At 63.8% G+C, this 20,412-nt stretch carries 24 protein-coding genes and 1 tRNA gene; 8 read left to right on the top strand and 17 right to left on the bottom strand.

Going from position 1 to position 20,412, the window contains the following annotated elements:
- The 4 genes from HG250_RS04735 to HG250_RS04720 all read left to right on the top strand — a co-directional run.
- On the top strand, positions 1-374 hold a 374-nt coding region (locus HG250_RS04735; RefSeq protein WP_277348066.1), incomplete at its 5' end, for an exodeoxyribonuclease VII large subunit.
- A gap of 24 nt (positions 375-398) precedes the next feature.
- Entirely contained in the window at positions 399-602 is a 204-nt protein-coding gene (locus HG250_RS04730; RefSeq protein WP_170003208.1) for a DUF2093 domain-containing protein, read from the top strand.
- Positions 599-1,552 carry a M23 family metallopeptidase gene (locus HG250_RS04725; protein WP_420821308.1) on the top strand — a complete coding sequence of 318 codons (954 nt, stop codon included), beginning with the start codon at positions 599-601 and terminating at the stop codon, positions 1,550-1,552. The genes HG250_RS04730 and HG250_RS04725 overlap by 4 nt, the downstream gene beginning before the upstream one ends.
- Positions 1,501-2,583 carry an esterase-like activity of phytase family protein gene (locus HG250_RS04720; RefSeq protein ID WP_170003206.1) on the top strand — a complete coding sequence of 361 codons (1,083 nt, stop codon included), beginning with the start codon at positions 1,501-1,503 and terminating at the stop codon, positions 2,581-2,583. The genes HG250_RS04725 and HG250_RS04720 overlap by 52 nt, the downstream gene beginning before the upstream one ends.
- A 90-nt stretch (positions 2,584-2,673) precedes the next feature.
- Here HG250_RS04720 and rpmB read toward each other — a convergent pair whose 3' ends face one another.
- On the bottom strand, positions 2,674-2,985 hold the full coding sequence (rpmB, locus tag HG250_RS04715) for a 50S ribosomal protein L28 (RefSeq protein ID WP_170003204.1): 312 nt from the start codon (positions 2,983-2,985) through the stop codon (positions 2,674-2,676).
- A gap of 196 nt (positions 2,986-3,181) precedes the next feature.
- On the opposite strand from rpmB, the gene HG250_RS04710 reads away from it, so the two are divergent.
- The gene (locus tag HG250_RS04710) at positions 3,182-3,427 is read left to right on the top strand and encodes a hypothetical protein (RefSeq protein WP_170003202.1); all 246 of its coding nucleotides are present in this window, start codon (positions 3,182-3,184) and stop codon (positions 3,425-3,427) included.
- Positions 3,428-3,499: 72 nt separating this feature from the next.
- Entirely contained in the window at positions 3,500-3,961 is a 462-nt protein-coding gene (locus tag HG250_RS04705; protein WP_170003200.1) for a nucleoside deaminase, read from the top strand.
- Between the two features lie 23 nt (positions 3,962-3,984).
- On the opposite strand, the gene HG250_RS04700 is transcribed toward HG250_RS04705, so the two are convergent.
- The 4 genes from HG250_RS04700 to HG250_RS04685 all read right to left on the bottom strand — a co-directional run bounded on the left by HG250_RS04700 (position 3,985) and on the right by HG250_RS04685 (position 7,441).
- On the bottom strand, positions 3,985-4,419 hold the full coding sequence (locus HG250_RS04700) for a hypothetical protein (RefSeq protein ID WP_170003198.1): 435 nt from the start codon (positions 4,417-4,419) through the stop codon (positions 3,985-3,987).
- Between the two features lie 85 nt (positions 4,420-4,504).
- A complete protein-coding gene (nadC, locus tag HG250_RS04695; protein WP_240956922.1) occupies positions 4,505-5,374 on the bottom strand; it encodes a carboxylating nicotinate-nucleotide diphosphorylase in 870 nt (289 codons plus the stop codon).
- 55 nt (positions 5,375-5,429) lie between these two features.
- Positions 5,430-6,227, bottom strand: a complete 798-nt coding sequence (locus tag HG250_RS04690; RefSeq protein WP_170003194.1) for a LytR/AlgR family response regulator transcription factor — start codon at positions 6,225-6,227, stop codon at positions 5,430-5,432.
- The gene (locus HG250_RS04685; RefSeq protein ID WP_170003215.1) at positions 6,224-7,441 is read right to left on the bottom strand and encodes a sensor histidine kinase; all 1,218 of its coding nucleotides are present in this window, start codon (positions 7,439-7,441) and stop codon (positions 6,224-6,226) included. Before HG250_RS04685 ends, HG250_RS04690 begins: the two co-directional genes overlap by 4 nt.
- Before the next feature lie 101 nt (positions 7,442-7,542).
- Between HG250_RS04685 and HG250_RS04680 the strand changes: the two genes are divergently transcribed.
- On the top strand, positions 7,543-8,142 hold the full coding sequence (locus HG250_RS04680; RefSeq protein WP_240956921.1) for an HD domain-containing protein: 600 nt from the start codon (positions 7,543-7,545) through the stop codon (positions 8,140-8,142).
- Here HG250_RS04680 and HG250_RS04675 read toward each other — a convergent pair.
- From HG250_RS04675 to HG250_RS04630, 10 genes are all read right to left on the bottom strand, one after another.
- A complete protein-coding gene (locus HG250_RS04675) occupies positions 8,139-9,125 on the bottom strand; it encodes a M48 family metalloprotease (RefSeq protein WP_170003192.1) in 987 nt (328 codons plus the stop codon). The two genes, HG250_RS04680 and HG250_RS04675, sit on opposite strands and share 4 nt — an antisense overlap.
- Entirely contained in the window at positions 9,125-9,829 is a 705-nt protein-coding gene (locus HG250_RS04670; RefSeq protein ID WP_170003190.1) for a DsbA family protein, read from the bottom strand. The genes HG250_RS04675 and HG250_RS04670 overlap by 1 nt, the downstream gene beginning before the upstream one ends.
- A 10-nt stretch (positions 9,830-9,839) precedes the next feature.
- Complete coding sequence (locus HG250_RS04665) at positions 9,840-11,201, bottom strand: M48 family metalloprotease (protein WP_170003188.1); 1,362 nt, start codon at positions 11,199-11,201, stop codon at positions 9,840-9,842.
- A gap of 65 nt (positions 11,202-11,266) precedes the next feature.
- Positions 11,267-12,217 (bottom strand): alpha/beta hydrolase, encoded by a 951-nt coding sequence (locus HG250_RS04660; RefSeq protein ID WP_170003186.1) that lies wholly within the window; start codon positions 12,215-12,217, stop codon positions 11,267-11,269.
- 29 nt (positions 12,218-12,246) lie between these two features.
- Positions 12,247-13,410 (bottom strand): phosphatase domain-containing protein, encoded by a 1,164-nt coding sequence (locus HG250_RS04655; RefSeq protein ID WP_170003184.1) that lies wholly within the window; start codon positions 13,408-13,410, stop codon positions 12,247-12,249.
- Between the two features lie 66 nt (positions 13,411-13,476).
- Positions 13,477-15,219: a PAS domain-containing protein gene (locus HG250_RS04650; protein ID WP_170003182.1), complete on the bottom strand. Its 1,743-nt coding sequence runs from the start codon at positions 15,217-15,219 to the stop codon at positions 13,477-13,479.
- 117 nt (positions 15,220-15,336) lie between these two features.
- A complete protein-coding gene (locus tag HG250_RS04645; protein ID WP_240956920.1) occupies positions 15,337-15,801 on the bottom strand; it encodes a DUF2141 domain-containing protein in 465 nt (154 codons plus the stop codon).
- A gap of 13 nt (positions 15,802-15,814) precedes the next feature.
- Positions 15,815-16,537, bottom strand: a complete 723-nt coding sequence (locus tag HG250_RS04640; RefSeq protein ID WP_170003210.1) for a sterol desaturase family protein — start codon at positions 16,535-16,537, stop codon at positions 15,815-15,817.
- An 88-nt stretch (positions 16,538-16,625) separates the two neighbouring features.
- Positions 16,626-17,135 (bottom strand): MmcB family DNA repair protein, encoded by a 510-nt coding sequence (locus HG250_RS04635; RefSeq protein WP_170003180.1) that lies wholly within the window; start codon positions 17,133-17,135, stop codon positions 16,626-16,628.
- An 88-nt stretch (positions 17,136-17,223) separates the two neighbouring features.
- On the bottom strand, positions 17,224-17,649 hold the full coding sequence (locus tag HG250_RS04630) for a hypothetical protein (protein ID WP_170003178.1): 426 nt from the start codon (positions 17,647-17,649) through the stop codon (positions 17,224-17,226).
- Positions 17,650-17,785: 136 nt separating this feature from the next.
- Between HG250_RS04630 and HG250_RS04625 the strand changes: the two genes are divergently transcribed.
- Positions 17,786-17,862 (top strand) — tRNA-Arg (locus tag HG250_RS04625).
- Positions 17,863-18,744: 882 nt separating this feature from the next.
- Here HG250_RS04625 and HG250_RS04620 read toward each other — a convergent pair.
- Positions 18,745-18,966 (bottom strand): hypothetical protein, encoded by a 222-nt coding sequence (locus HG250_RS04620; RefSeq protein WP_170003176.1) that lies wholly within the window; start codon positions 18,964-18,966, stop codon positions 18,745-18,747.
- 308 nt (positions 18,967-19,274) lie between these two features.
- Positions 19,275-19,673, bottom strand: coding sequence for a single-stranded DNA-binding protein (locus HG250_RS04615; protein ID WP_170003174.1), 399 nt, complete (start codon positions 19,671-19,673; stop codon positions 19,275-19,277).
- Positions 19,674-20,412: the final 739 nt, after the last annotated feature.

Here is a 20,412-nt window from a genome sequence, read left to right as displayed (position 1 = left end):
CCGCCACCGCACCGCTGCTGCGGGCGCGGTGGAGCGGTGCGCGCGACCGGCTGGCGGCGGCACGTCTGGTGCCCGCCCTCCCACAGCGCCGCCTCGCCAGCGAACGGCAGCGTTTCGATGCGCTTGCGCGGCTTTACGACTCGCTTGATCCCGAAGCGCCTTTGCAGCGCGGTTTCGTGCTGGTGAAGGATGCCGAAGGCCATCTGGTCCGATCGCGCGCCTTAGGGGCTGCGCAGCCGCTGCTGTCGGTGAAATTCGCCGATGGCATCCTGGCGGTGGTGCCGCAGGGTCGAGTCGGATCGACTCCGCCGCCGCGCAAGGCGAAAAATGTCAAATCCGCGCCCGCATCCGCGCAGGATGATTTGTTCGGATGACGCGGCTTTGCTAAGGAGCAGACCATGTTGATGTCATCGGGCAACGAACCTGCCAAACTCGCCTTCGGTCCCAACGATTTCCGCGTGATGCAGCCAGGGCGATTCGTGCTCTGCGCCGTCACCGGCGAACCGATCCCGCTGGACGAATTACGCTACTGGAGCGTGGAACGGCAGGAGCCCTATGCCAGCGCCCAAATTGCCACGCGGCGACTGACGGAACCGGCGTGAGCGGGCGCAAAGCCGCCCTGCGGGCGGCATTTCTCATCCCGGTCACCGTGGCTCTGACGGCATGCAGCGTCGTTCCGGCAGGGCAGGTGCCTGCAAATACCGCCTTGAACGATGCAGCCACGCCGCCGGCGATCGCGCGCCCGCCCGCGCCCGCTGTTCGCCTGACGGTGCCCACCCCGCCCGCAAGGCCGGAGACATTCGTTCTCGACGGCGAACTGGAGCAGGGCGGATGGCTCCGGGGCCAGGCACCGGGCGGCGCAATATCCGTTCGGCTCGACGGTCAGGACGTGATTCTGGATGAAGAAGGGCGGTTTTTCGCGGCTTTCGACCGGGATAGCGAGCGGACAGCGATGCTCGTCGCCACGCTGGCGGGCGGGCGGACCATCGAACGCTCGCTCACCATCGCGCCGCGCGACTGGGACATCGAGCGGGTGAATATCGCCCGCCGCGCCGGCCGGGCCAGCGAAAGCTTCCTCCGTATGCGCCGCCCCGAACTGGCGCAGATCGTCGCTGCACGCGCGGTCGATGCGCCGAGCGATGGCTGGCGGCAGGATTTCGTCTGGCCGGTGACGGGCCGCATCTCCGGCCGGTTCGGCAGCCAGCGGATCTATCGCGGCGAACCCGGAAGCTATCATTCGGGCATCGACATCGCGACCGGCGAATCGGGAACGCCCTTCGTCGCCCCGGCAGACGGGATCGTGACGTTGGCCACGGACGAGCCGTTCTCGCTGGAAGGTTACCTGCTCATCATCGACCACGGCATGGGGCTGAACAGCGCGTTCCTGCATATGTCCGACATAGCGGTCCGGCACGGTGACCGCGTGAAGCAGGGCCAGTATGTCGGCACTATCGGCTCAAGCGGGCGGGCCACTGGGCCGCACCTGCACTGGAGCCTGAAATGGCGCGATGCCCGGCTCGACCCGCTGCTGTTTACGGGGCCGATGCCATAGGCGAGCGGGTGAAGGGCCGCCTGCTGCGGCTCGCGATGCTGGGGCTGGTGGCGGCAGGGCTGGCTCCCGGCACTTGGCTGCGGAGCGTGCCGCCGCCACGGGATTTTTCGCAGCAACTGACCATCCGCAATCTGGATGTAGCGCGTGTCCGCCTGAGTGGAACCGAGGGTGCGGCGCGGGCGACGAATGCTCCTCTGCTGGACGCGGCGTGGCAATTGACCAGCCCCAACAGCCAGTTCGGCAGTTACAGTGCGCTGCTGCTGCTGCCCGCCGGGCGCTTCCTGGCGGCAAGCGATCGCGGTGCCTTGCTGGACTTCGGACTGGACGATGAACTGCGCGGGAATAAGCCCGTTTTGCGGCGCATCTTCGACGATGATGACACCAGCAAGAGCCTGTCGGATCTGGAGGCGCTCACACGCGACGCCGCATCGGGCAGGATCTGGGCCGCTTACGAATCGCGCAACGCCATCCTTGCGCTCGACGCCGACTTGCGCCTGCTTCGCAGCAGACGGCCCGCCGCCATGGCCGATTGGCCGTCGAACGCCGGGCCGGAATCGTTGGTGCGGCTTGCCGATGGGCGGTTCATCGCCATTGCCGAGGCATCAAGGAGCTGGTTTGCGGACAAGACCCCGGCGTTGCTCTTCGACGCAGACCCGGTGCGCGGCACCGAACCCCTGCGCTTCCGCTTTGCCCCGCCCGATGGTTTTCGCCCTGTCGATATCGCGCAGCTTCCGGATGGGCGGGTGCTGATCCTCACGCGCAGGCTCGTTCCGCGCCTGCCGCCCGGATTCGAGACGAAGCTGGTGCTGGCCGATCCCGATGCGATCAGGCCGGGTGCAACCTGGCGGGGCAGGACCATCGCCGCCATCACAGGTGACCTGCCGACGGACAATTACGAGGGGATGGGAATCGAGGAACTATCAGGCGGACAGGTCGCGATCTGGCTGATCTCGGACGACAATGGCGGCCTGTGGCAGAGAACGCTTCTGCTGCGGCTGTTATGGCAGGTGCCAGGCCGATCGGCTGCGTGAGTGATACAGCACGAAAGGCGCGCGACCGGGTCACGCGCCCTCGACCGTTACCGATTCGACCAGGCGGCGAACCGCGCGGTCAGGCTGGCCTCAGGCGGCAGCTTTCTGCTCGGCATCGGCGAATTTCTTCGCCTTCTTGAGATCGCGCTTCACCCTGAGGGCACGGGCGCTGAGCTTCTCGTCCTTGGTCTTCAGCAGCCAGTTGTCGAGGCCGCCATTATGTTCGACCGAGCGCAGACCATTCGTCGACACGCGGAACTTGAAGCCGCGGTCCAGCATCTCGCTCAGCAGCGTGACGTTCTGCAGATTGGGCAGGAACACCCGCTTGGTCTTGTTGTTGGCGTGGCTGACATTGTTGCCTACCTGGCGGCCCTTGCCGGTCAGTTCGCAGATGCGCGACATGATCAATCTCTTACATGATGAATGTTTGCCGGATATATCCGGGAAGGGGGCCGCTTACCGCCTGCCGACCCGCCCGTCAAGGACCCTCAAGCCCGCATCGCGATCAGGCCGCTGCCGGAACAGCGCACACGAAGGCAATTGCCAAGAACGCGCATCGGCTATATTCCGTCGCCTGAACCAAAAAGAGGGTGTTCACATGAAAAAATCTTTTGCGATCCTCGCCGCCACCGGCCTCGCACTTTCGCTTGCCGCCTGTGACGTGGACCAGACCGAAGAAGGCAGCCTGCCGGAAATCGAAGGGGGCAACCTTCCCGAATATGACGTCGAGCCTGCCGATGTGGACGTGACGACCGGAACCGAAACCATCGAAGTTCCGACCATGGACGTCGAGATCAATCAGGACGACGCCGAAGGCGTGCCGGTCACCGATCCGGGCGAGTGATCCCGCTGTGCCCGCGGCTCTGAACGGCGGGCAGATCGAATTTTCCGGGGGCCGGACAGGAGCAGGGCGGCGATGATGCAGCCTTCGCCCTTTCCGGCCCCTTTCATGTTGCGCGCCATCGCGCTGGCGACAGAAGCCGCAGCTGCCGGCGAGGTTCCGGTGGGTGCCGTCATCACCCGCCGCGGGCAGATCTTGGGTGAGGGCCGCAATCGCACCCGCGAAATGCGTGATCCCAGCCTGCATGCGGAAATCGTGGCGATTCGCCAGGCGGCGCTCGCCTGTGGGTCGGAAAGGCTGGACGGCTGCGCATTGTGGGTCACGCTCGAACCCTGCGCGATGTGCGCAGGTGCCATCGTCCATGCGCGTCTGGCCAGGCTGTATTACGGTGCGGCCGATGCCAAGGGCGGCGCCATCGAACATGGCGCACGGGTGTTCGCCGCGCCCAATTGCCTGCACCGGCCGGACATCTATGCCGGAATAGAAGAAGGGCGATCCGCCGCGATGCTCCGCGATTTTTTCCGCGCCCGCCGCTGATCGGGTTGCGTCAGCGGGTTACGTCAGAAAGCGTCGGATTCGCCGGGTGACGAACGCCCTTGCAGCCATTCGCGTGCATCCGGACGGAACAGGAACAGCACCGCGCCGACACCCAGGGCCGTGACCATCAGCGAGAAGAACATCGCGAAATTCGCTTCGGATGCCAATGTGGTCGGGATCATCAGCAGTCCAAGGCCTGTCAGCACGGTCAGCACCCATTTCGCGGCATTGCTGGCCCGGTGTGCCACCAGCCAGTACAACAGCAACCAGATGGCGGTGGTGACAACGAAGAAGGCGACCGCCGAAGCGGGGCTGATGCCGATCCTGACGAGGTCGCGTTCCGCCGCAATCGCATCCGCAATGGCACCATAGGACAGGACGAAACCGATGAGGCTCCCGATCATCGAGGCCAGGAACAATCTTTCGAAAATCAGGATCGAACGGGGTCTGCCGGTCATTCGCGCCTCCTGCACGTCAATCAAGCGACCTGGCCTCGATACTGGCCGCCTTTGCGGCGAGTCGCAAGCGCGGTGCCACAGCGGATCAGAGCGGTGTGAAATCAAGGCCGATATCTGCGGCAGGCGCGCTCTGGGTCAGGCGCCCGACCGATATATAATCCACTCCGGTCGCAGCCTTGGCAGCGATGGTGCCGAGATCGATGCCGCCTGACGCTTCCGTCTTCGCGCGCCCGCCGATCAGCGCGACGGCATCCCGCAGGGTAGCGGCGTCCATGTTGTCGAGCAGGATATGGCTGGCACCGGCGGCCAGGGCCGGTTCGATCTGTTCGGTCCTGTCCACCTCGCAGATGATGTCGCGCACCCCCGCTTCACGTGCCCGGCGCACGGCCTCGTGCACGCTGCCGGCAACCGCGACGTGGTTGTCCTTGATCATCGCCGCGTCCCACAGCCCCATGCGGTGATTCTGCGCACCGCCCGTGCGGGTCGCATATTTTTCCAGCCGCCGCAGGCCGGGAAGAGTCTTGCGCGTGTCGAGCAGCACCGTGTCGGCAGCGCCGCCAGCCCGCATCGCCGCGACATAGGCGCGAGTCATCGTCGCTATGCCCGACAGGTGCTGCACGGTGTTGAGCGCGCTGCGTTCGGCGGTCAGCAGGGCGCGGGCATTGCCGGTGATCCGCATCAGATCGCTGCCTGCCGCGATCTTGTCACCGTCCCGCACCAGCATGTCGATTCGCGCGGCAGGGTCCAGCCGGCGGAAGAACGCCGCCGCCAGCGGCAGGCCGGCAATGACGATCGCATCACGGCTGTCCATCACGCCAGAGAAGCGCGCATCCGCCGGTATCACGCTTTCCGCCGTCACGTCCCGCCCGCCGCCCTCTACCCCTTCACCCAGATCTTCTGCCAGCGTCCGGTCTATGAAATCGTCCAGATCGAATCCGGCAAGGGTGAAGGACAAGGCGGTAATCTCCGGTGGCAGGGACAAGGTCGGGGTAGCGCGGGAGGCTGCGGCGTCAGTGAACGAAGCGCGCCACGACATCGCGATAGGACCGCGAGACTTTCACCTCGGCCCCGGAATCGAGGACCAGGAAACATTCGCCGTTCGTATGCGGTTTCACCTGCCGCACCTGGTTCAGATTGACGATGGTCGACCTGTGCACGCGCTGGAACCTGCGCGGGTCTAGCCTGCGTTCCAGATCCTTCATCGTTTCGCGCAGGATCAGCGAATTGTCGCCGGTATAGATGCACATGTAATCGCCGGCAGCCTCGATATGTTCGATCGACTCGACCTCGACGCGGAAGATCTGGCCGCGATCCTTGATATTGATGAGCTTTTCAAAGCGGTCGGCGCTTTCGCCCTCGCCCTCGGCATATTCCTCGGCCGCGCCGGGCGCCACTTCGGACAGCACGTTCTTCAGCTTCTCCGCCTCTTCGGCGCTGCGTTTCTCGTTCAGGCGGATGCGGACGCGCTCCAGCGTATCGGCCAGCTTGTCCTCGTCCACCGGCTTCATCAGGTAATTGACCGCATTCGCCTCGAAGGCGCGGATGGCGTGTTCCTGATAGGCGGTGACGAAAACGAACAGCGGCGGTTCGATCTCCATCACGCCCTTGACCACGGAAAACCCGTCGAAGCCGGGCATCTGGATATCGAGGAAGACGAGGTCGGGCTTTTCCGTCTTGATCTTGCGGATGGCTTCCCGCCCGTTGGAGCAGGTTTCGATGATCTCGACATCCTCGAAGGCCTCCAGCCGCAATTGCAGACCCTGAATGGCGAGTTTCTCGTCATCGACGATGATTGTGCGAATAGTCATGTCTCTGTTCCGATAGGGCGCCCGGCGGGCGCGTGTTGGTCAGAAGCGTCGGGTTTGAAGGCCGGATCCTGTCTGGCAGGTGAAGCGAAGGGCAGCTTCTCCGGACGGTCCTCCGGCTCATAGGGAATTTCGATCACGACGGTGAACCCCTTGTCGCGGGGAGAGCGGATTTCGAAACGGTGATCGTCACCATAAGCCTGTGCCAGCCGATCGCGAATGTTGGCAAGCCCCACGCCGGTCGAACCGGGTCGCTCAGGCGGGGGGGAAAGCTGAGCCGCAGGATCGAGGCCGGCATTATCCGCACCGGGCCCGGTATCGGAAACCGTCAGCCGCAGGCGCTGCCCCAGCACCTGCGCGGCAACGGTGATGCGGGCGCCTTCCTCCTGCACCGATACCGCATATTTGATCGCGTTTTCCACCAGCGGCTGCAGCAGCATGGAGGGGAGGCAGGCGATGCTGGCATCTTCCGCAATGCGGAATTCGGTGCGCAGCCGTTCCTCGAAACGCATGAGTTCGATATCAAGATACAGCTTCAGCGTGTCGACCTCCTGCGCCAGCGTTACCTTGCCGCCGGGCTGCGCGATCAGCGTATGCCGCAGAAAGGACGACAGCCGCGTCAGCATCGCATTGGCGGGCGCAGTCTGTTTCAGCAGTACCAGCGTGCTGATGGAATTGAGGGTGTTGAACAGGAAGTGCGGGTTCAGCTGATAGCGCAGCATGGCCAGCTGCGCACTGGTCGCCTGCGCCTCCAGCCGCTCCAGCCGGTCGGCCTGTTCCTCCACCTGCAGGAAGTAGTTTATGGCGTAATACAGCGCCGACCATGCCCCCAGCAGGGTCAGGTCGAGATAGAAATAGCCAAGCAGCCGCTGCACCAGCGGAGTGGTGTTGTCGGGCCGGTACAGGGACAGCACCCAGCCATCGACAAAGGCGTAGAGCGCCACGGCGGCGGCCAGCGCGGCAGCCGTGACGCCCCATGTCACCAGCGGCCTGCGGTTGATGAGCTGGCGATAGATGACCGACAGGATCAGGCTGATGGAGAAGCCGGTCACGGTCGCGATCACCACCAGGATCAGGAAATCGAAATCCTGCTGCCCGGCCAGGGCCGACATCGCGCGCAGCAGCATCGCCCCGCCCCAGCCGGCGAATTGCAGGTTCCAGAACGCCCGGTTCTTGTCCGCGAAGAAGGGCGAGGGCTGAAACGGCAGGGCGGGCAGGACGGCCATATCGCTTCCCCTAGCCGAATTAGCGGCATTTGCGTCAGATTATTTGTCCGGTCACCGCTTATGGGATAGGTTCGGCGCCGAGGAGAGCGACGATGGAAGTCAAGGAACAGACGCGGCACGGCATGGCGGAGCGCGCCAGGTTTCGCGAGATGAAGGAAGGCACCGCCGAGGACTGGGCGCTGATCGGCGGCAATTTTCGCGAATTCGCCCGCGGCCTGCCCGACCGGGTGCTGAAGCATCTTACCCTGCTGGAGGGTGATTTCGGCGGGTTTCCGATCTGCCGCCTGGAACATTCGCTGCAGACCGCCACCCGCGCCCATCGCGACGGGCGGGGCGAAACCTATGTGGTGATGGCGTTGCTGCACGATATCGGCGACACGCTGGGCACCTTCAACCACCCGGAAGTGGCGGCCAGCATCGTCAAACCCTTCGTGACCGAGGAAGAACACTGGATCTGCCAGAACCACGGCGCATTCCAGGGCTATTATTATTTCCACCATCTGGGCATGGACAAGGATGTGCGGGACCAGTTTCGCGGCCATCCGCATTTCGACGCCTGCGCGGAATTTTGCGAGAAATACGACCAGTCCGCCTTCGATCCCGATTACGAGAGCGAACGGCTGGAGTTCTTCGAGCCGATGGTCCGGCGCGTCATGGCGAAGCCGCTGAAGTCGCTTTACGCCGACGCCTAGCGCGGACCCGGAATGCCGCGCCTGAACAGCGTCGACCAATCGGCCTGGCCGTCTCTTGCCATGGCGGCGCGGATCGCGGGCAGTTCGGCCTCGATGAACTCGACGCGTTCGTCCCAGCCATCATGGCTACGGGCGCGGAACAGCCCGCCATCGTGACGGGGGCCCCAGCGCCGCATGAAACCGGCGGCGGCGGCGGGGTCATAGCCGGCATTCGCCAGCAGCCACGGCATCAGCCGGTCCGCCTCGCGCTCGGTCAGGCGGATATTGCGGCGTTTGCGCCCGTTTTCTTCCAGCCAGACGCGGTGATACAGGACATTATGCGCCAGTTCATGGGCAACGGCGGCGGCGAATTCCTGTTCGGCATATTCGATTCCGGCAAATTTGCGCCCGATCACCACGCGGTCGCCATCGGCGGCAGCGCGGCCGCCATCATCGAGCAATTCGAAGCGACTGCGGCAGGCTGGGATGCCGGCGATCTCGCGGGTGACGGCGGTGCCGTTTTCCAGCAGGGTAAGCCTGGCCGGGCCTTCGTTCAATGCGTTGCCCAGCCAGCCATTCAGCGTAAGCAGCCGCTGCCAATTTCCGGATTTCGCCGGGGGAAGGTCGGTTACCGGAATGTCGCCGATCGCGATAATCTCGGTATTGGCCGTCAATCCCGCCAGATCGGCGGGCGAACCCGCCGCACTGGCCTGCACCGCGATATCGCCCTCGATACCGGCAGCACTGCGGATCGCATCGGGGCGGCCGTAACCGGCCATGTCCTGCATCAGCAGCCCGATGGCAGGAGGCGCATCGCGGCAGAAGCGCGCATTGCCGGTGGCGAGCCGCCAGCCCACCGATTGCAGCCGCAGATCGTCCGCCTGCAAAGCAGCGAGCGCGGCGCGGGTCGTTGCAAGCTCGCCGCTGGTAGCAGCCTGAGCGGGGGCAGCGGCTGCCAGCAGCGGCGCAAAGGTCAGCAGGCAGGCGGCAATCGGACCTCGCATCAGCTGGCTGCAGCCCGGGCGATGGCGGCGGCGAGCGCTTCCTGACCGACCGCGCCTTCGATGACTTCATCGCCGACGACCCAGCTCGGCGTGCCGGTGAAGCCGAGTCGCCGGGCGAGCGCCATGTTCTTCGTCAGTTCGAATTGGGCGGCATCGGAGCCGGCAAAAGCGCGCGCGCGGTCCATGTCGAGGCCTGCCTGCCGTGCTGCGGCGGCGATGTTGGATCCCGTCGGGCTGCCCGCTACGAACAGGGCATCGTGAAAAGCCGCATACCGGCCCTGCCTGGCCGCTGCGAGGGCCATGCGCGCCGCAGCGTCGCTGCCTTCGAAGATGGGCCATTCCCGCACCACCACCCGCAGGTCGGGGTTGTCGGCGATCAAGGCCTGCACATCCTCGGCGCTGGCGCGGCAGTAGCCGCAGGCGTAATCGGTGAATTCGACAAGGGTTACCGAACCATTCGGGTTGCCCAGCACCGCTCCTTCAAACGGCGCCTTCACATCCTGCGCAACATCGGCAAGCCGGTTTTCGTCACGCTGCCGTTCGAAGGCGTCGGCCATTTCCGGCAAAATATCGGGGTTGGCCACCAGATAGGCCCGCGTTTCGCCATGCGCCATGCCCGTGGCCGACCAGAGCGCCGCCCCGGCGAAGCCCCCCAGAATGCCGAGCAGTGCAGCCACGATCCAGATTCCGAATTTCCGTTTCATGCGCCCGCCCCTAGCGATTCCTGCCGTCCTGCTCCAGCATGGCGCGCGCCTGCATCGCAATATCCTGGGCGCGCAGCCAATCCGGCGACCCCTGCGGCAATCCCGCCTCCGCGGCCTGTGCGCTCCGCAGCGCGGTTTCGTACTGGCGGCTCATCACCTGCTGTTCCGCGCTGGCGAGCCTTGCCCGCGCCATATCGCCACGGGCGGCATAGACGACGCCCAGCTGATACCAGGCGAAGGGATTCAGCCGGTCGCGGGCCACGGCAGCACGCAGCACGCCTTCGGCTTCCTCGAAATTACTCTTGTCCTCGGTCGCGATCAGGGCATGGCCGAAAACCGCTGCGATCAGCGGTTCGTTATTGGTCATGGCCGCGGCCTTCCGCAGCGGCTCCAGCGCCTCGTCCGGCTGGCCCGATTCGAGCAGCACCTGCCCCTTCAGTTCGAGAAAATAGGGGTCGGTCGGGTCCATCGCCAGCAGCGCATCGGTTTCGGCCAATGCCTGCGGGATCATCGCATTCTTGTGATAGGCATAGGCGCGGGCATAGCGTGCCGGAACGCCGGTCATGCTGTCGGGAAAATCGCGCAGGGTGCGTTCGGGCCGCGCCAGATAGCCGGACAGTTTCGCCTTCACCCGTTCGAATCGGGTCTGCAATGCCGCGTCGTCCTGCTTGTCCCAGGCGGGATCGGCGATGTAATCTTCGCGTAAGGTCGCGATACGATCGCCGGAAAGCGGGTGGGTGCGCCCGAAGGTGGCTTCGTCCTTCTGGCTGTAGCCATAGCGGAATTCCTGGTTCTGCAATTTGCCGAAAAAGGCGAGCGAACCGCGTCCCGAAATGCCCGCCTTGGACAGATAGGCTGCTCCGGCGGCATCGGCGCTGGATTCCTGCACCCGGGTAAAGGCGAGGAACTTGCCCATCGCCGCCTGCTGGCCCGCCATGATGACGCCCATGGCGGCATCGCCGGCGCCTGCCACCGCCGCCGCCACGCCCAGCAGCATGGAAACCAGCGATATGTTCGTGGCCACGCCCACGGCCTCGCCGCCGCGAATGACGTGCCCGCCGGTGATATGGCCCAGTTCATGCGCGATGACGCCCTGCACTTCGTTGGCCGTATCGGCGGCATCGATCAGCCCGCTGTGCAGATAGACCGCCTGTCCGCTCGATACGAAAGCGTTGATCGAGGGGTCGTTGACGAGGACGATGGAAACATTGCCCGGCGCAAGGCCGGCGGCTTCGATCAGCGGGGCGGCCATGTCGTTCAGCAGCGCCTCTGTCTCCGCATCGCGCAGGATCGACTGGGCCGCGGCCGGCTGGGCCAGCAGCGCGAATGCAGCGGCAATGGCGATCAGCCGGGCCAGGAAGGCGGCAGGCATGGGGGCGGGATTTCGCATATTCCCCGACGGTAACGCGCTTGCCGCTGAACCGGAACTGAAAGCGACTATTCGGCTGCACCGGTGCCGGAGGTGCCCGTCTCCATCTTCGCCCCTGCCTCCGCCCTCGTTCGCTCGATGAAGCGCAGGATGCGGCCCCTGACCTTCCCATCGCGGTCGAACGGGCGGGCGAGCGCCATGATGATACCCGAATGGGTCATGCCGCCAAACACGACCGCTTGGGTCGGGAGCCCTGCGGCGCTGAGGGCGGTAGCCAGCGCATGAGTGTTGCGCGGCTTCACCGTCGTGTCGGCGCCGCCAGTCGCCAGCAGCATGGGCGGGGCATCGGCCCGGGCGAAGCGGACGGGCTGCGTCGCCAGCGGGTCGGGGGCGGAGCCGAAGGCAGCGCGGGTCGGATCACTGTCGAAGGGGTAGAAATCATAGGGACCGGCCAGCCCGATCACGCCCCGAAGAATATCAATTCGCAGTCCCTCCGCCGCCAGCCATTGCGGGTCCAGCCCCAGCATCGCCGCATTATAGGCACCCGCCGAATGGCCCATCAGATAGATGCGCCGCGGGTCTCCGCCGAAGCGCGCGATATTATCGTGCACCCAGCGCAAGGCGGCGGCGCTGTCTTGCAGCATTGCCGGAAACCGGCCGTTCTCGCCGAGGCGGTAGCCGGTATTGACGACGATGAAGCCTTCCGGCGCAAAGCTCCGCGCCACGAAAGCATAATCCGCGGGGTCGCCGAATTGCCAGCTGCCGCCGTGAATGAAAATCAGCACCGGCTGCAGGCCGGCTTCGGGACCGTCGCCCGAAGCCGATGCGCGATAGACATGCAATTTCTGCGCCGCCTCGTCGCCATAGGCCACAGGTCCGGCGACCTGTTCGACGCGTTCATCCCCAAACAATCGATCGAGTGCATTCAGCGTCGCAACGGACTGGTTGTTCAGCGCCCAGAACCAGATTGCGGCGCAGATCAGCGCAAGTAGCAGAAAACTACCCGGCAACCAGCCCATGCACCCGACCTTTCGTATGGTTCGGCCCATCAGGCCCGCCTGGCCTCCGCAGCGCGATTCACGGCCTGCCCATCAGCCTGTCTCTCCGCCTGCCCGCCCGCTGGCCCCTGCTTCTCGATCGTCTCGACGATCTGTGCGGCATCGCGGTCATGGGCAAGGCCGACGTCGGCAAGAAAGTCCTGCCCGATCGCATAGGTGTTCCCCAGCCACAGATGCGTGCTGCTGTCCCTGATCGTCGTTACCGCCGCGACTTCTTCCGCCGTCATGGCCTCGCCGGCGGTCCGGATAAATACGGCGGCAATCCGCCCCGGATGATCGGCCACCACAGCGCCATAGGCCGTCAGATCGCCTTGCGTATCGTCGCCGATCAGCGCGAAGCGCATGGCGGGATAGGTGGCGAGAATCTCGTCTATGGCCGCGCGCTTGTGCATTCCATGGCTGCTCTTGCCGAATGTCTCGCGGTCCAGCCCCCAGTCGCGCAGCAGCAGCGGGCCAAGCGGCAGCTTGCGCGTGCGCTGGAACGCGACGAGATAGGAAAACAGGTTCCACGGCGATGACGAGACATAGAAGAAGGGCCGGTGCGTGGCGTCGATGCGCGTTCCCGGCTCGCTATGTGCTTGCGCCGCCACTGCCCCGCCGCCAAGCGCGCCGTAGAAGACATCTGCGCCCGGAACGGCGATCCGGTCATCGGGCAATTGCGCCAGGACCCGGTTGAGATTGCGCAGCACCGAACGCAAGCCGCCGGTGATGCCGGTTTCGATGATGGTATCGTCGATATCGGAGATGATGCCGAGGCTTTCGCCCGACCCCGGCACCAGCACATTGCCATCCACCTTCTGCACGCCTTCGCGGTTTTCCCATTCGAGCGAGACTTTTTCCCATGAAGTGTGCTGCGGCAGCGGCCATGCGCCGGTCAGGGCAAGATCGAAATGGGCATAACCCTCGACATCGGTATGGGCATGGTGCCGTGTCGTCCGCCCGGAGGGGCTGCGGATTTCGAGCGTCAGGGCAAGTTCCGGAACTTCCGGCGAGGCGAATTGCGCCATCATGGTACGCAGCGCCTGCCAGCGGCCCTTACCGGCGAAATCCGCTGGCCGCGAACGCAGCGCGCGAACGGAAATGATCAGGCGGTGCTGGCTGCGATAGCCGAAATAGGGTTGAATTCGGATCGGGCGGAGGCGCAGGAATTCCATGACCGCCTGCTAGCGAGCATGCGCCGGGGTGGATAGCCCCGCCGCCGCCGGAACCTGTATGGCGCCTCAGGCGACCAGCTTGCGGGCCACCCGTTCTATCAGGGGAACATCGTCGCTGATTTCGCCGAGCAACACGATCCGCCCTGCGCCCTCGCGGCGGATCATCACCACGGCGAATTCCTCGCCTTCGGGTGAAAGCGTATCGAAATCCGCGCCTTCGATCAGGCGCAGTTCCTCGGCCAGCTGGTCGCGAACATGCCTCGCCGGCTCGGCCTGACGGCCCGCTTCTTCCCGGCGGATCCTCCGCTCGGCCTGAACGACGCCCTTCAGCCCGCCTTCCGCTTCCGACAGGAAACCGGCCAGCGATCCGCGCGCGATGCCGATGCGGCGGGCATGGCCCAGAACGGCGGCATATTCGGTCAGGCGGGTCTTGTCGTAATCAGCTCCGAAAACCAGTTTCACCACCGGCGTCATGGGCGCGCGGTCCTGCGCCCGGAGGCCGTTTTCCTCCATCAGTTCGGCAAAATCGCCCGGCGCATCTTCCGCGGCGAGGCTTATGTCATAAGCGCGGCCCACCGCAGCATAGAGCGCGCTGCGGCTGCGGTCTTCGGTGCTGCGCGCTGCCTGCGCGAGTTCGCGGGCGGCGGCGAGCACATCATGAATGCCGCCGTCGTCCGTGCGGTCTTCCGCATCGGGCAGATCGCCATCGTCGTCACTGCCTGCAAGGGCCGGTTCCATTACCGGCGTTGCCGAAAGATCCACCGGCGTTCTGGGTGCCGCAGCCACACAGGGAGCGGGCGGTTCATAGGCCGTCGGAACGGCTGGAGCCGACGCGGTGACGGCGTCGCTGTCCTCTTCCGCATCGCCGTCGGTTTCCACATGGCTCTGGCCCATGGAGGACAGCAGGGACGCGTAGCCGGCTTCGTTGCCGCCATCCTCCTCACCCTCCTCATCCTCGCCGTAATCGTCATACTCATCGCTCCAGCCATCGTCGCCGGTCAGGGCAAGGCTGCCGAAACGCGGACGCGGCATGGCGGCGGCATGGGGTTCGTCCTCATCCCCGTCGTTCTCGCCCGCCGATAAGGCACTGGCGGCTTCGTCGGGCATATCTTCACCGCCTTCAGCGATAGCACCATCCCCGCTGGCGACGGGACCGTCCGCCCATTCGGTAATTGGATCGGCCATGCGCATCGGGGCGTCCGGCATCGCTTCCAGCGCCTGGTCCATCTCCAGCAGCAATTCGTCCGTGGTCGCCTGGTCGGCCATTTCCTTCCAGTTGATTACCCCGTAAATAAAATCGATCGTGTCATTATCGCTGGAAAACGGCAGCAATATCCCGCGATACAGGATGGTCGATCCGCGCTGGTTCACGAATTCGGCCTCGAAGCCGATGGGGGCCTGATTCGCCAGGATCTGCATGTAATGATCGGTGATACGGCTCAGCAGCGACCGGCTCGGCACGTCGGACAGGCGGCTGATCTCGCCATCCGTCCCGCATTCCAGCGCCAGTCTCGCGCCCAGGAAGGGAACGGCCGGGTCTTCGATTCCCGTGCTGAAATCCAGCAGGACGCTGTGGGGGCCGAAATCGGGCAGATTGTCGGGATCGAGACTGCTGATGGAGGGGTAGGGCGCATCCTCCAGCAGCCCGGCCCAGAAATTATAGGCCCGCACCTGCATCCGGCGATCGTCCTGCCCGACAGGCGAAGGCGGTGGTTCGAGCACCGCATCGTCCTCGACCGGATCGTAATCGCTGTCGCTTCCGGCAAGATCGTATTCGACCGATCCGAAATGTCCGCGCAAATTATCCATCTGTCGTCAAGGCCCCCGTGATGCTTTCATCACCGGTTCTGAAGCAGCATGGTAAACATAAAGTTAAGTGCATGTGCTGCGAGCGGGAGGCGAGCAGAAGACCGCCGCGATCTACGCCTAAAGCATGTAGCGCATGCGGATCGTCTGCCTGACATCCTGCTGCCGCACCTGGAAAGCGGCCGCTTCGAACTTCGGCGGACCCATCTGTACCGGGGCATCGCGCGAGAATCCGAATCCCTCGCGCGGGATCATCGTCAGGGCGCGGTCCGCCTTGCCATTGCCGTTCTCGTCGTGAAGCAGGGCAATGGCATAGCGCCCGGGCGGCACATCGTGGAAGGTAAGGGTCACATCGCCTTCCGCCGGCGCGACCGTCCGATAGGAGGCGCCGCCCTTCGTGCAGCGCGGGAACGTGCTGTGATCGGACGTCATGCAGGCGCGGACCACACCGTCATGCGAACGCAGATCGGTCACGCGCACCACGACGTCGCTGCCGGGCAGATGCAGGATGCGGGCGGCACCGCCCAGCATCACGCCTGTCGCTGCCAGCAGGAAAGACCGTTTCGTGCCCTTTGCGATGCTCATGCCGCGCAGGCGATCATCGCGCAAAACTGTCCGACAGCCCCCGGTCCGTCTTGCAGAGGCGGTCCCAGAACCGGAAATAGAGGCCGTAATTGCATGTATAACGCTCGTGATGCCGTTGATGGTGCGTGGCGGTTATCAACCAACCGCCCAACCTTGAATGAACAAGGCGGCGGGGAAACATTTCCCAGCCCATGTGGTTCGTCACCCCCATGATCGTCATGATGGCGAGCACGAGGCCAAGCACCGCCACGTGAATGGGGATCAGGAAGACGAGCACGGGGATGACCACGGCTCCGGTCAGCGCCTCGCCGGGGTGAAAGCTCATGGCGGCCCACGCCGTCGGCGGGCGGCTGGCATGATGCACGGCGTGCAAGGCGCGAAACACGCTGGGCCGGTGCATCCAGCGGTGCGTCCAGTAGAACCAGGTGTCATGCAGGAACAGATAGGCGAATAGCGACACCGGCAGATACCACAGCGGCCAGGCAGCCCATTCGGTATAGACGCGCGTCCATCCATGCTCGCGCCAGCCCCAGGCGACGATCCCCGCCGGAACGCCGAAAATCGCCGCCGAGATCAGCGACCAGCGGATCTCGCGCCCGATCTGCGGGGCCAGACGGTCGTAAAGCCCCGGCCTCACACGCGCGGTCGCCATGGCGAACAGCCCGCTGGCGGCAAGATAGCGCAAGGCGATGATTGCCGTCATCGCCAGCGCTGAAAGGATTATGGCAAGGACCATCGGCAACATCTTAAGGCCGCATTCGTCAAATTACGACAGCGATTTCAGAACCGGCAGCGATGGCAAGGGCGTAGGGGGAATTTGCCCGTCAGGCGCTGTCTTCGCGGTGCGCCCATGGCGCACAATGCGGATCGCCGCCCACCAGATTGCGACGCAGGGCGGTGCGGGCCAGCCGCTCGACCTCGACCCTGCGGCGGCCGGCGGCCAGCGGGTGGGACGGGGCGGGCCGCACGATTTCCGCATCGTATGAATCCGCCACGATCACGCCGCAGCATTCGGGGCGGTAATCCTCGCTATCCAGAGGCGAACGGTCGATGATGGGCGGAAGGCCCCAATAGAACCGGTCGCAGAAATCGAGATAGTCCGGCCATTTGCCATCGCCGAGCAAATCGGACCGGCTCACCTTGATCTCGACGATGATGATCCGTCCCTTGGGATCGATGCCCATCAGATCGGCCCGCCTGCCGTTGCGCAGCGGCATTTCCGTCAGGCACCAGATGTCGTTGCGCGCAAAAAGACGGCAAATACCTCTGGCGACAGAGGCGGCATCCAGCTGCGGCAGCGTTGGTGCGGCATCGAGAATCTGCGAATCAACCATGCCCCTGATTGGAACATAGCAGGAACTTGGTCAAGATCCGGCCGGCGCTCACCTGGCCATTCGCCCGGATGGGATCAGGCGATTCGGATCAGGCGGTTCGCTTCGGTCCGGCCTTTCCGCTGCCGGGTACGAGCATGAGGATGGCGTCGCATGCGGCGGTGAATTCAGCCCACAGCCGATGCGCCGCAGCGGAAGGATCCTGCCCTCGCGCACTTACTGCAAGCAAGGCAGTAAGCCCTGATCGCATGATGGCAGACAGATCGTCGATGCCCTGTTCGGCAAGGCCCTGTTGCCATTCGGCAGCATCGCGAAGCCGCGCCGGAAAATCGCGGATACGCGTGTCGACCTCGGCAGGCCCCTGCCCGGCAAGCCCTGCCACGGCAGCACCGGCATCCTGCAGGGCCGCCCAGCGAACCGGCAGGGGCGCGGGTGCAGGAGAAAGCGTCGGACCCGACGCGGGGCCGGTTGCAGCAAGAGCATCCGATCGGGCGAAACTATGCGTCATGGCGTTCATGGCGAGCGTTGTACCGTCGATGAACTTACAAATGTGCTAACGAACCCCACCAAACCTGTCGCGCCGGGGCAATTACCGGACCGGTCACTTTATAGGCTGGCAAGCCGCACGCCCCTTTGCTAAACGCCCCTGCGAAGCACCCGTAGCTCAGCTGGATAGAGCGCTGCCCTCCGAAGGCAGAGGTCACAGGTTCGAATCCTGTCGGGTGCGCCATTATTTCAATGACTTAGCAGAACTCAATTCCTCTCGTATGGAATGAGTATGGAAAACATGGGGTGTGGCTGGCCCTGCGAAGATGTGACCTGAAAGTCTCGCAATCCGGCAAACTCTGCTTGGCTGGCAGTCCAGATTTTTGCGGGTCCTACCTGCCGGATGCACCTGCATGAAGCGCTAGCTGACCGCTTTTTCTCCGACTGAGCCGCTTCGAAGCATTAGTTTCAGTTAGAAGTTACAGTTTGAGCCACGGCGGCTTGGCGACGCGACGCGGGCGAATTGTATGGATCGCAGACAACTCGCGGAGACTGGCGAATTTCAATCGTCATTTCAGAGCCTTGTCCCGAAATGAGTTGTCTGCGGCTCAGCGCAAACCCGCTCTACTCGCAGACGGGTTGATTCCGCCCAAACTGGATTTCATAAAAATTTATAATGGTTTACGTCCCGTATTCGCGGGGTACGGTGTGCTGGGTCAAGCCCATTCTCAAGTACGCGTCAGTGACCAGGTAAAGCCCCCGAATGACCTGCGGAAAAATCGGTATGTTTTCAAAGTGGATAGATAGCGAGGCGCGGCAAATGAGCGCCAATTCCTTTATGCTGTTTGATGCGTTTGAGGGGCAGAACCTTTCCTGTTTGTTCTGGAATGGGGACCAAATAGCCAACATGAGGAGCTAAGGCTCCGCCGTCATTGCAGCGAAGGCAAATGAAAACACGCGTTGGACGGGGTAGGATTTGGTCGCAGATATCAGCTAGGCGCCGAGAGAAGCCTGAGTTTATGGATTGTGCGTCGGATGTTTTGACCTGTCATTTGGTCACCACGCGACCATGGCGAGCAACAAAAAAGGGCAGGAACCGTTGCCGGTCTCTGCCCTGTTCGTGCGGTCAGAACTCGTCTGATATCGCCCCGTGGATGGTGTGCACGACGCGCGCTCCAAGGTGCGCCGGAAGTGCATTGTAGTCACCCTCGTCCAGGGCGAAATATCCCAGGCGCTTATCCTCAATGATGTGTTGATCGAAGAAGCTGTGCAGCGCCCGATGCTCGGCAACAGCCAGCGCGGCAAAGTAGCGATCCGAAGCCGAAGTGCGTTGAAATTGCGTAGCCATAGTATCCCCATGATGTCTGCCGTTGACGGCAGGAGCAGGACGGATGGGCGTGCGGCCGACGGGTCAGGGATTGCCCGCATGGGCGACCGCGAAGCGGTGGTAGGGGTAACGATTTTGTCGGACCGTAGCGCACCGAAGGGGAGGCAAAATGGTGGGACCCTGCCATCCTTGACGCGCCGATTGCTCGGCCATCAGAATGGAAAACTGTGAGCCAGACCCCCTCCCCGTCAGAGTGTATGAGCAACGCAGAAAGGGGCGCAGTCCGGTATGGCCAGCGCCCCTTTAGTGGGGATCGATGATGAGTGATATCAGTCGATCTCGGGAGCTTCGGTGTTGTCGTTCTCGTCGCTCGAACCGTTGCCGCGGGAGAGGAAGTCGACCTTGTCGGCGAGGATCTCGGTGCCGTAGCGCGTGACCCCGTCCTTGTCCTCCCACTGGGTGTAGTGGATGCGGCCCTGGACACTTACCAGCTGGCCTTTGGAGCAGTACAGGCCGACGGTCTTGGCGAGGCCATTGAAGCAGGTCACCCGGTGGAACTCGCTTTCCTTGGCGGTGTAGCCGTTCTCGTCCTTGTAGGTCTTGCCGTCCTTGTCGCGCGCAGGGCGATCGGTGACGACGGTGATCCCGGTGACGTTGGTGCCGCCCTTGGTCTCGCGGGTTTCCGGATCGCGGGCGATGCGGCCGGTGAGGATTGCGATATTGGTCATGATGAAAGTTCCTTCAGTTCCTCAAACCGGAGACCATCTCCGGCTTGCGAACATCTGAAAGGAGCAGGGCATGGGAGGACTGCACCGCAGGAGCGCATCTCCAAGGGAAACCTGTTCATGACGGGTGGTGCGGGCAGGCAGCGAAGCTGCCAACACGGCCGGAAAGGAACGGGTTGCTGTCCTCAGCTGACCTGGTTCAGGACTGTTCGCGAAGAAAGCCGGATTGATATCGGGTGCGGGTCTGAAGGTGCCGTGACCGGCACTTCCAATCAGGCTTCGCCTTCGTCTTCCGATGCCGCCAGGAGATCCGTGAAGTTGCGGGCTGCTTCCCGGCCTTCCTCGTTCTCGAACGCCACATCGAGGTCGGGGGCGGTCCCGAACATGTGAAGGAACGACCACAGTGCAAACCGCTTGCCCCGGTCCTCCTCAAGGTCGAAGAAGATGTCGGCTATGCGCCCTAATTCGGGACGTTCAGGCTCCCCCTGCGGATGCCTGAAAGCGAGCCGGCAGCTTTGCTCCGGTTATGATTACCGCGAATGTCCGATTAGGGGTGGAAAGCGGACATAGGGGACAGCTTCTTATCTAGCTAATCCGTCACAATTCGCGTCGCATTAGGCTTCGTGGACAAAGCTTGACCTGAGACTCGACCGCTGATTCAAGGCTACCTTTTGGAGGCAGCATTGGGTGAGCGGGTTGGTGTGTCGGGTGACGAGTGGGCTTTGATCGGCCCACTGCTACC

It is taken from the genome of Pseudopontixanthobacter vadosimaris (genome assembly GCF_012979275.1).
GTDB lineage: Bacteria > Pseudomonadota > Alphaproteobacteria > Sphingomonadales > Sphingomonadaceae > Pseudopontixanthobacter > Pseudopontixanthobacter vadosimaris.
This window is presented reverse-complemented; position numbering and strand designations above follow the sequence as displayed.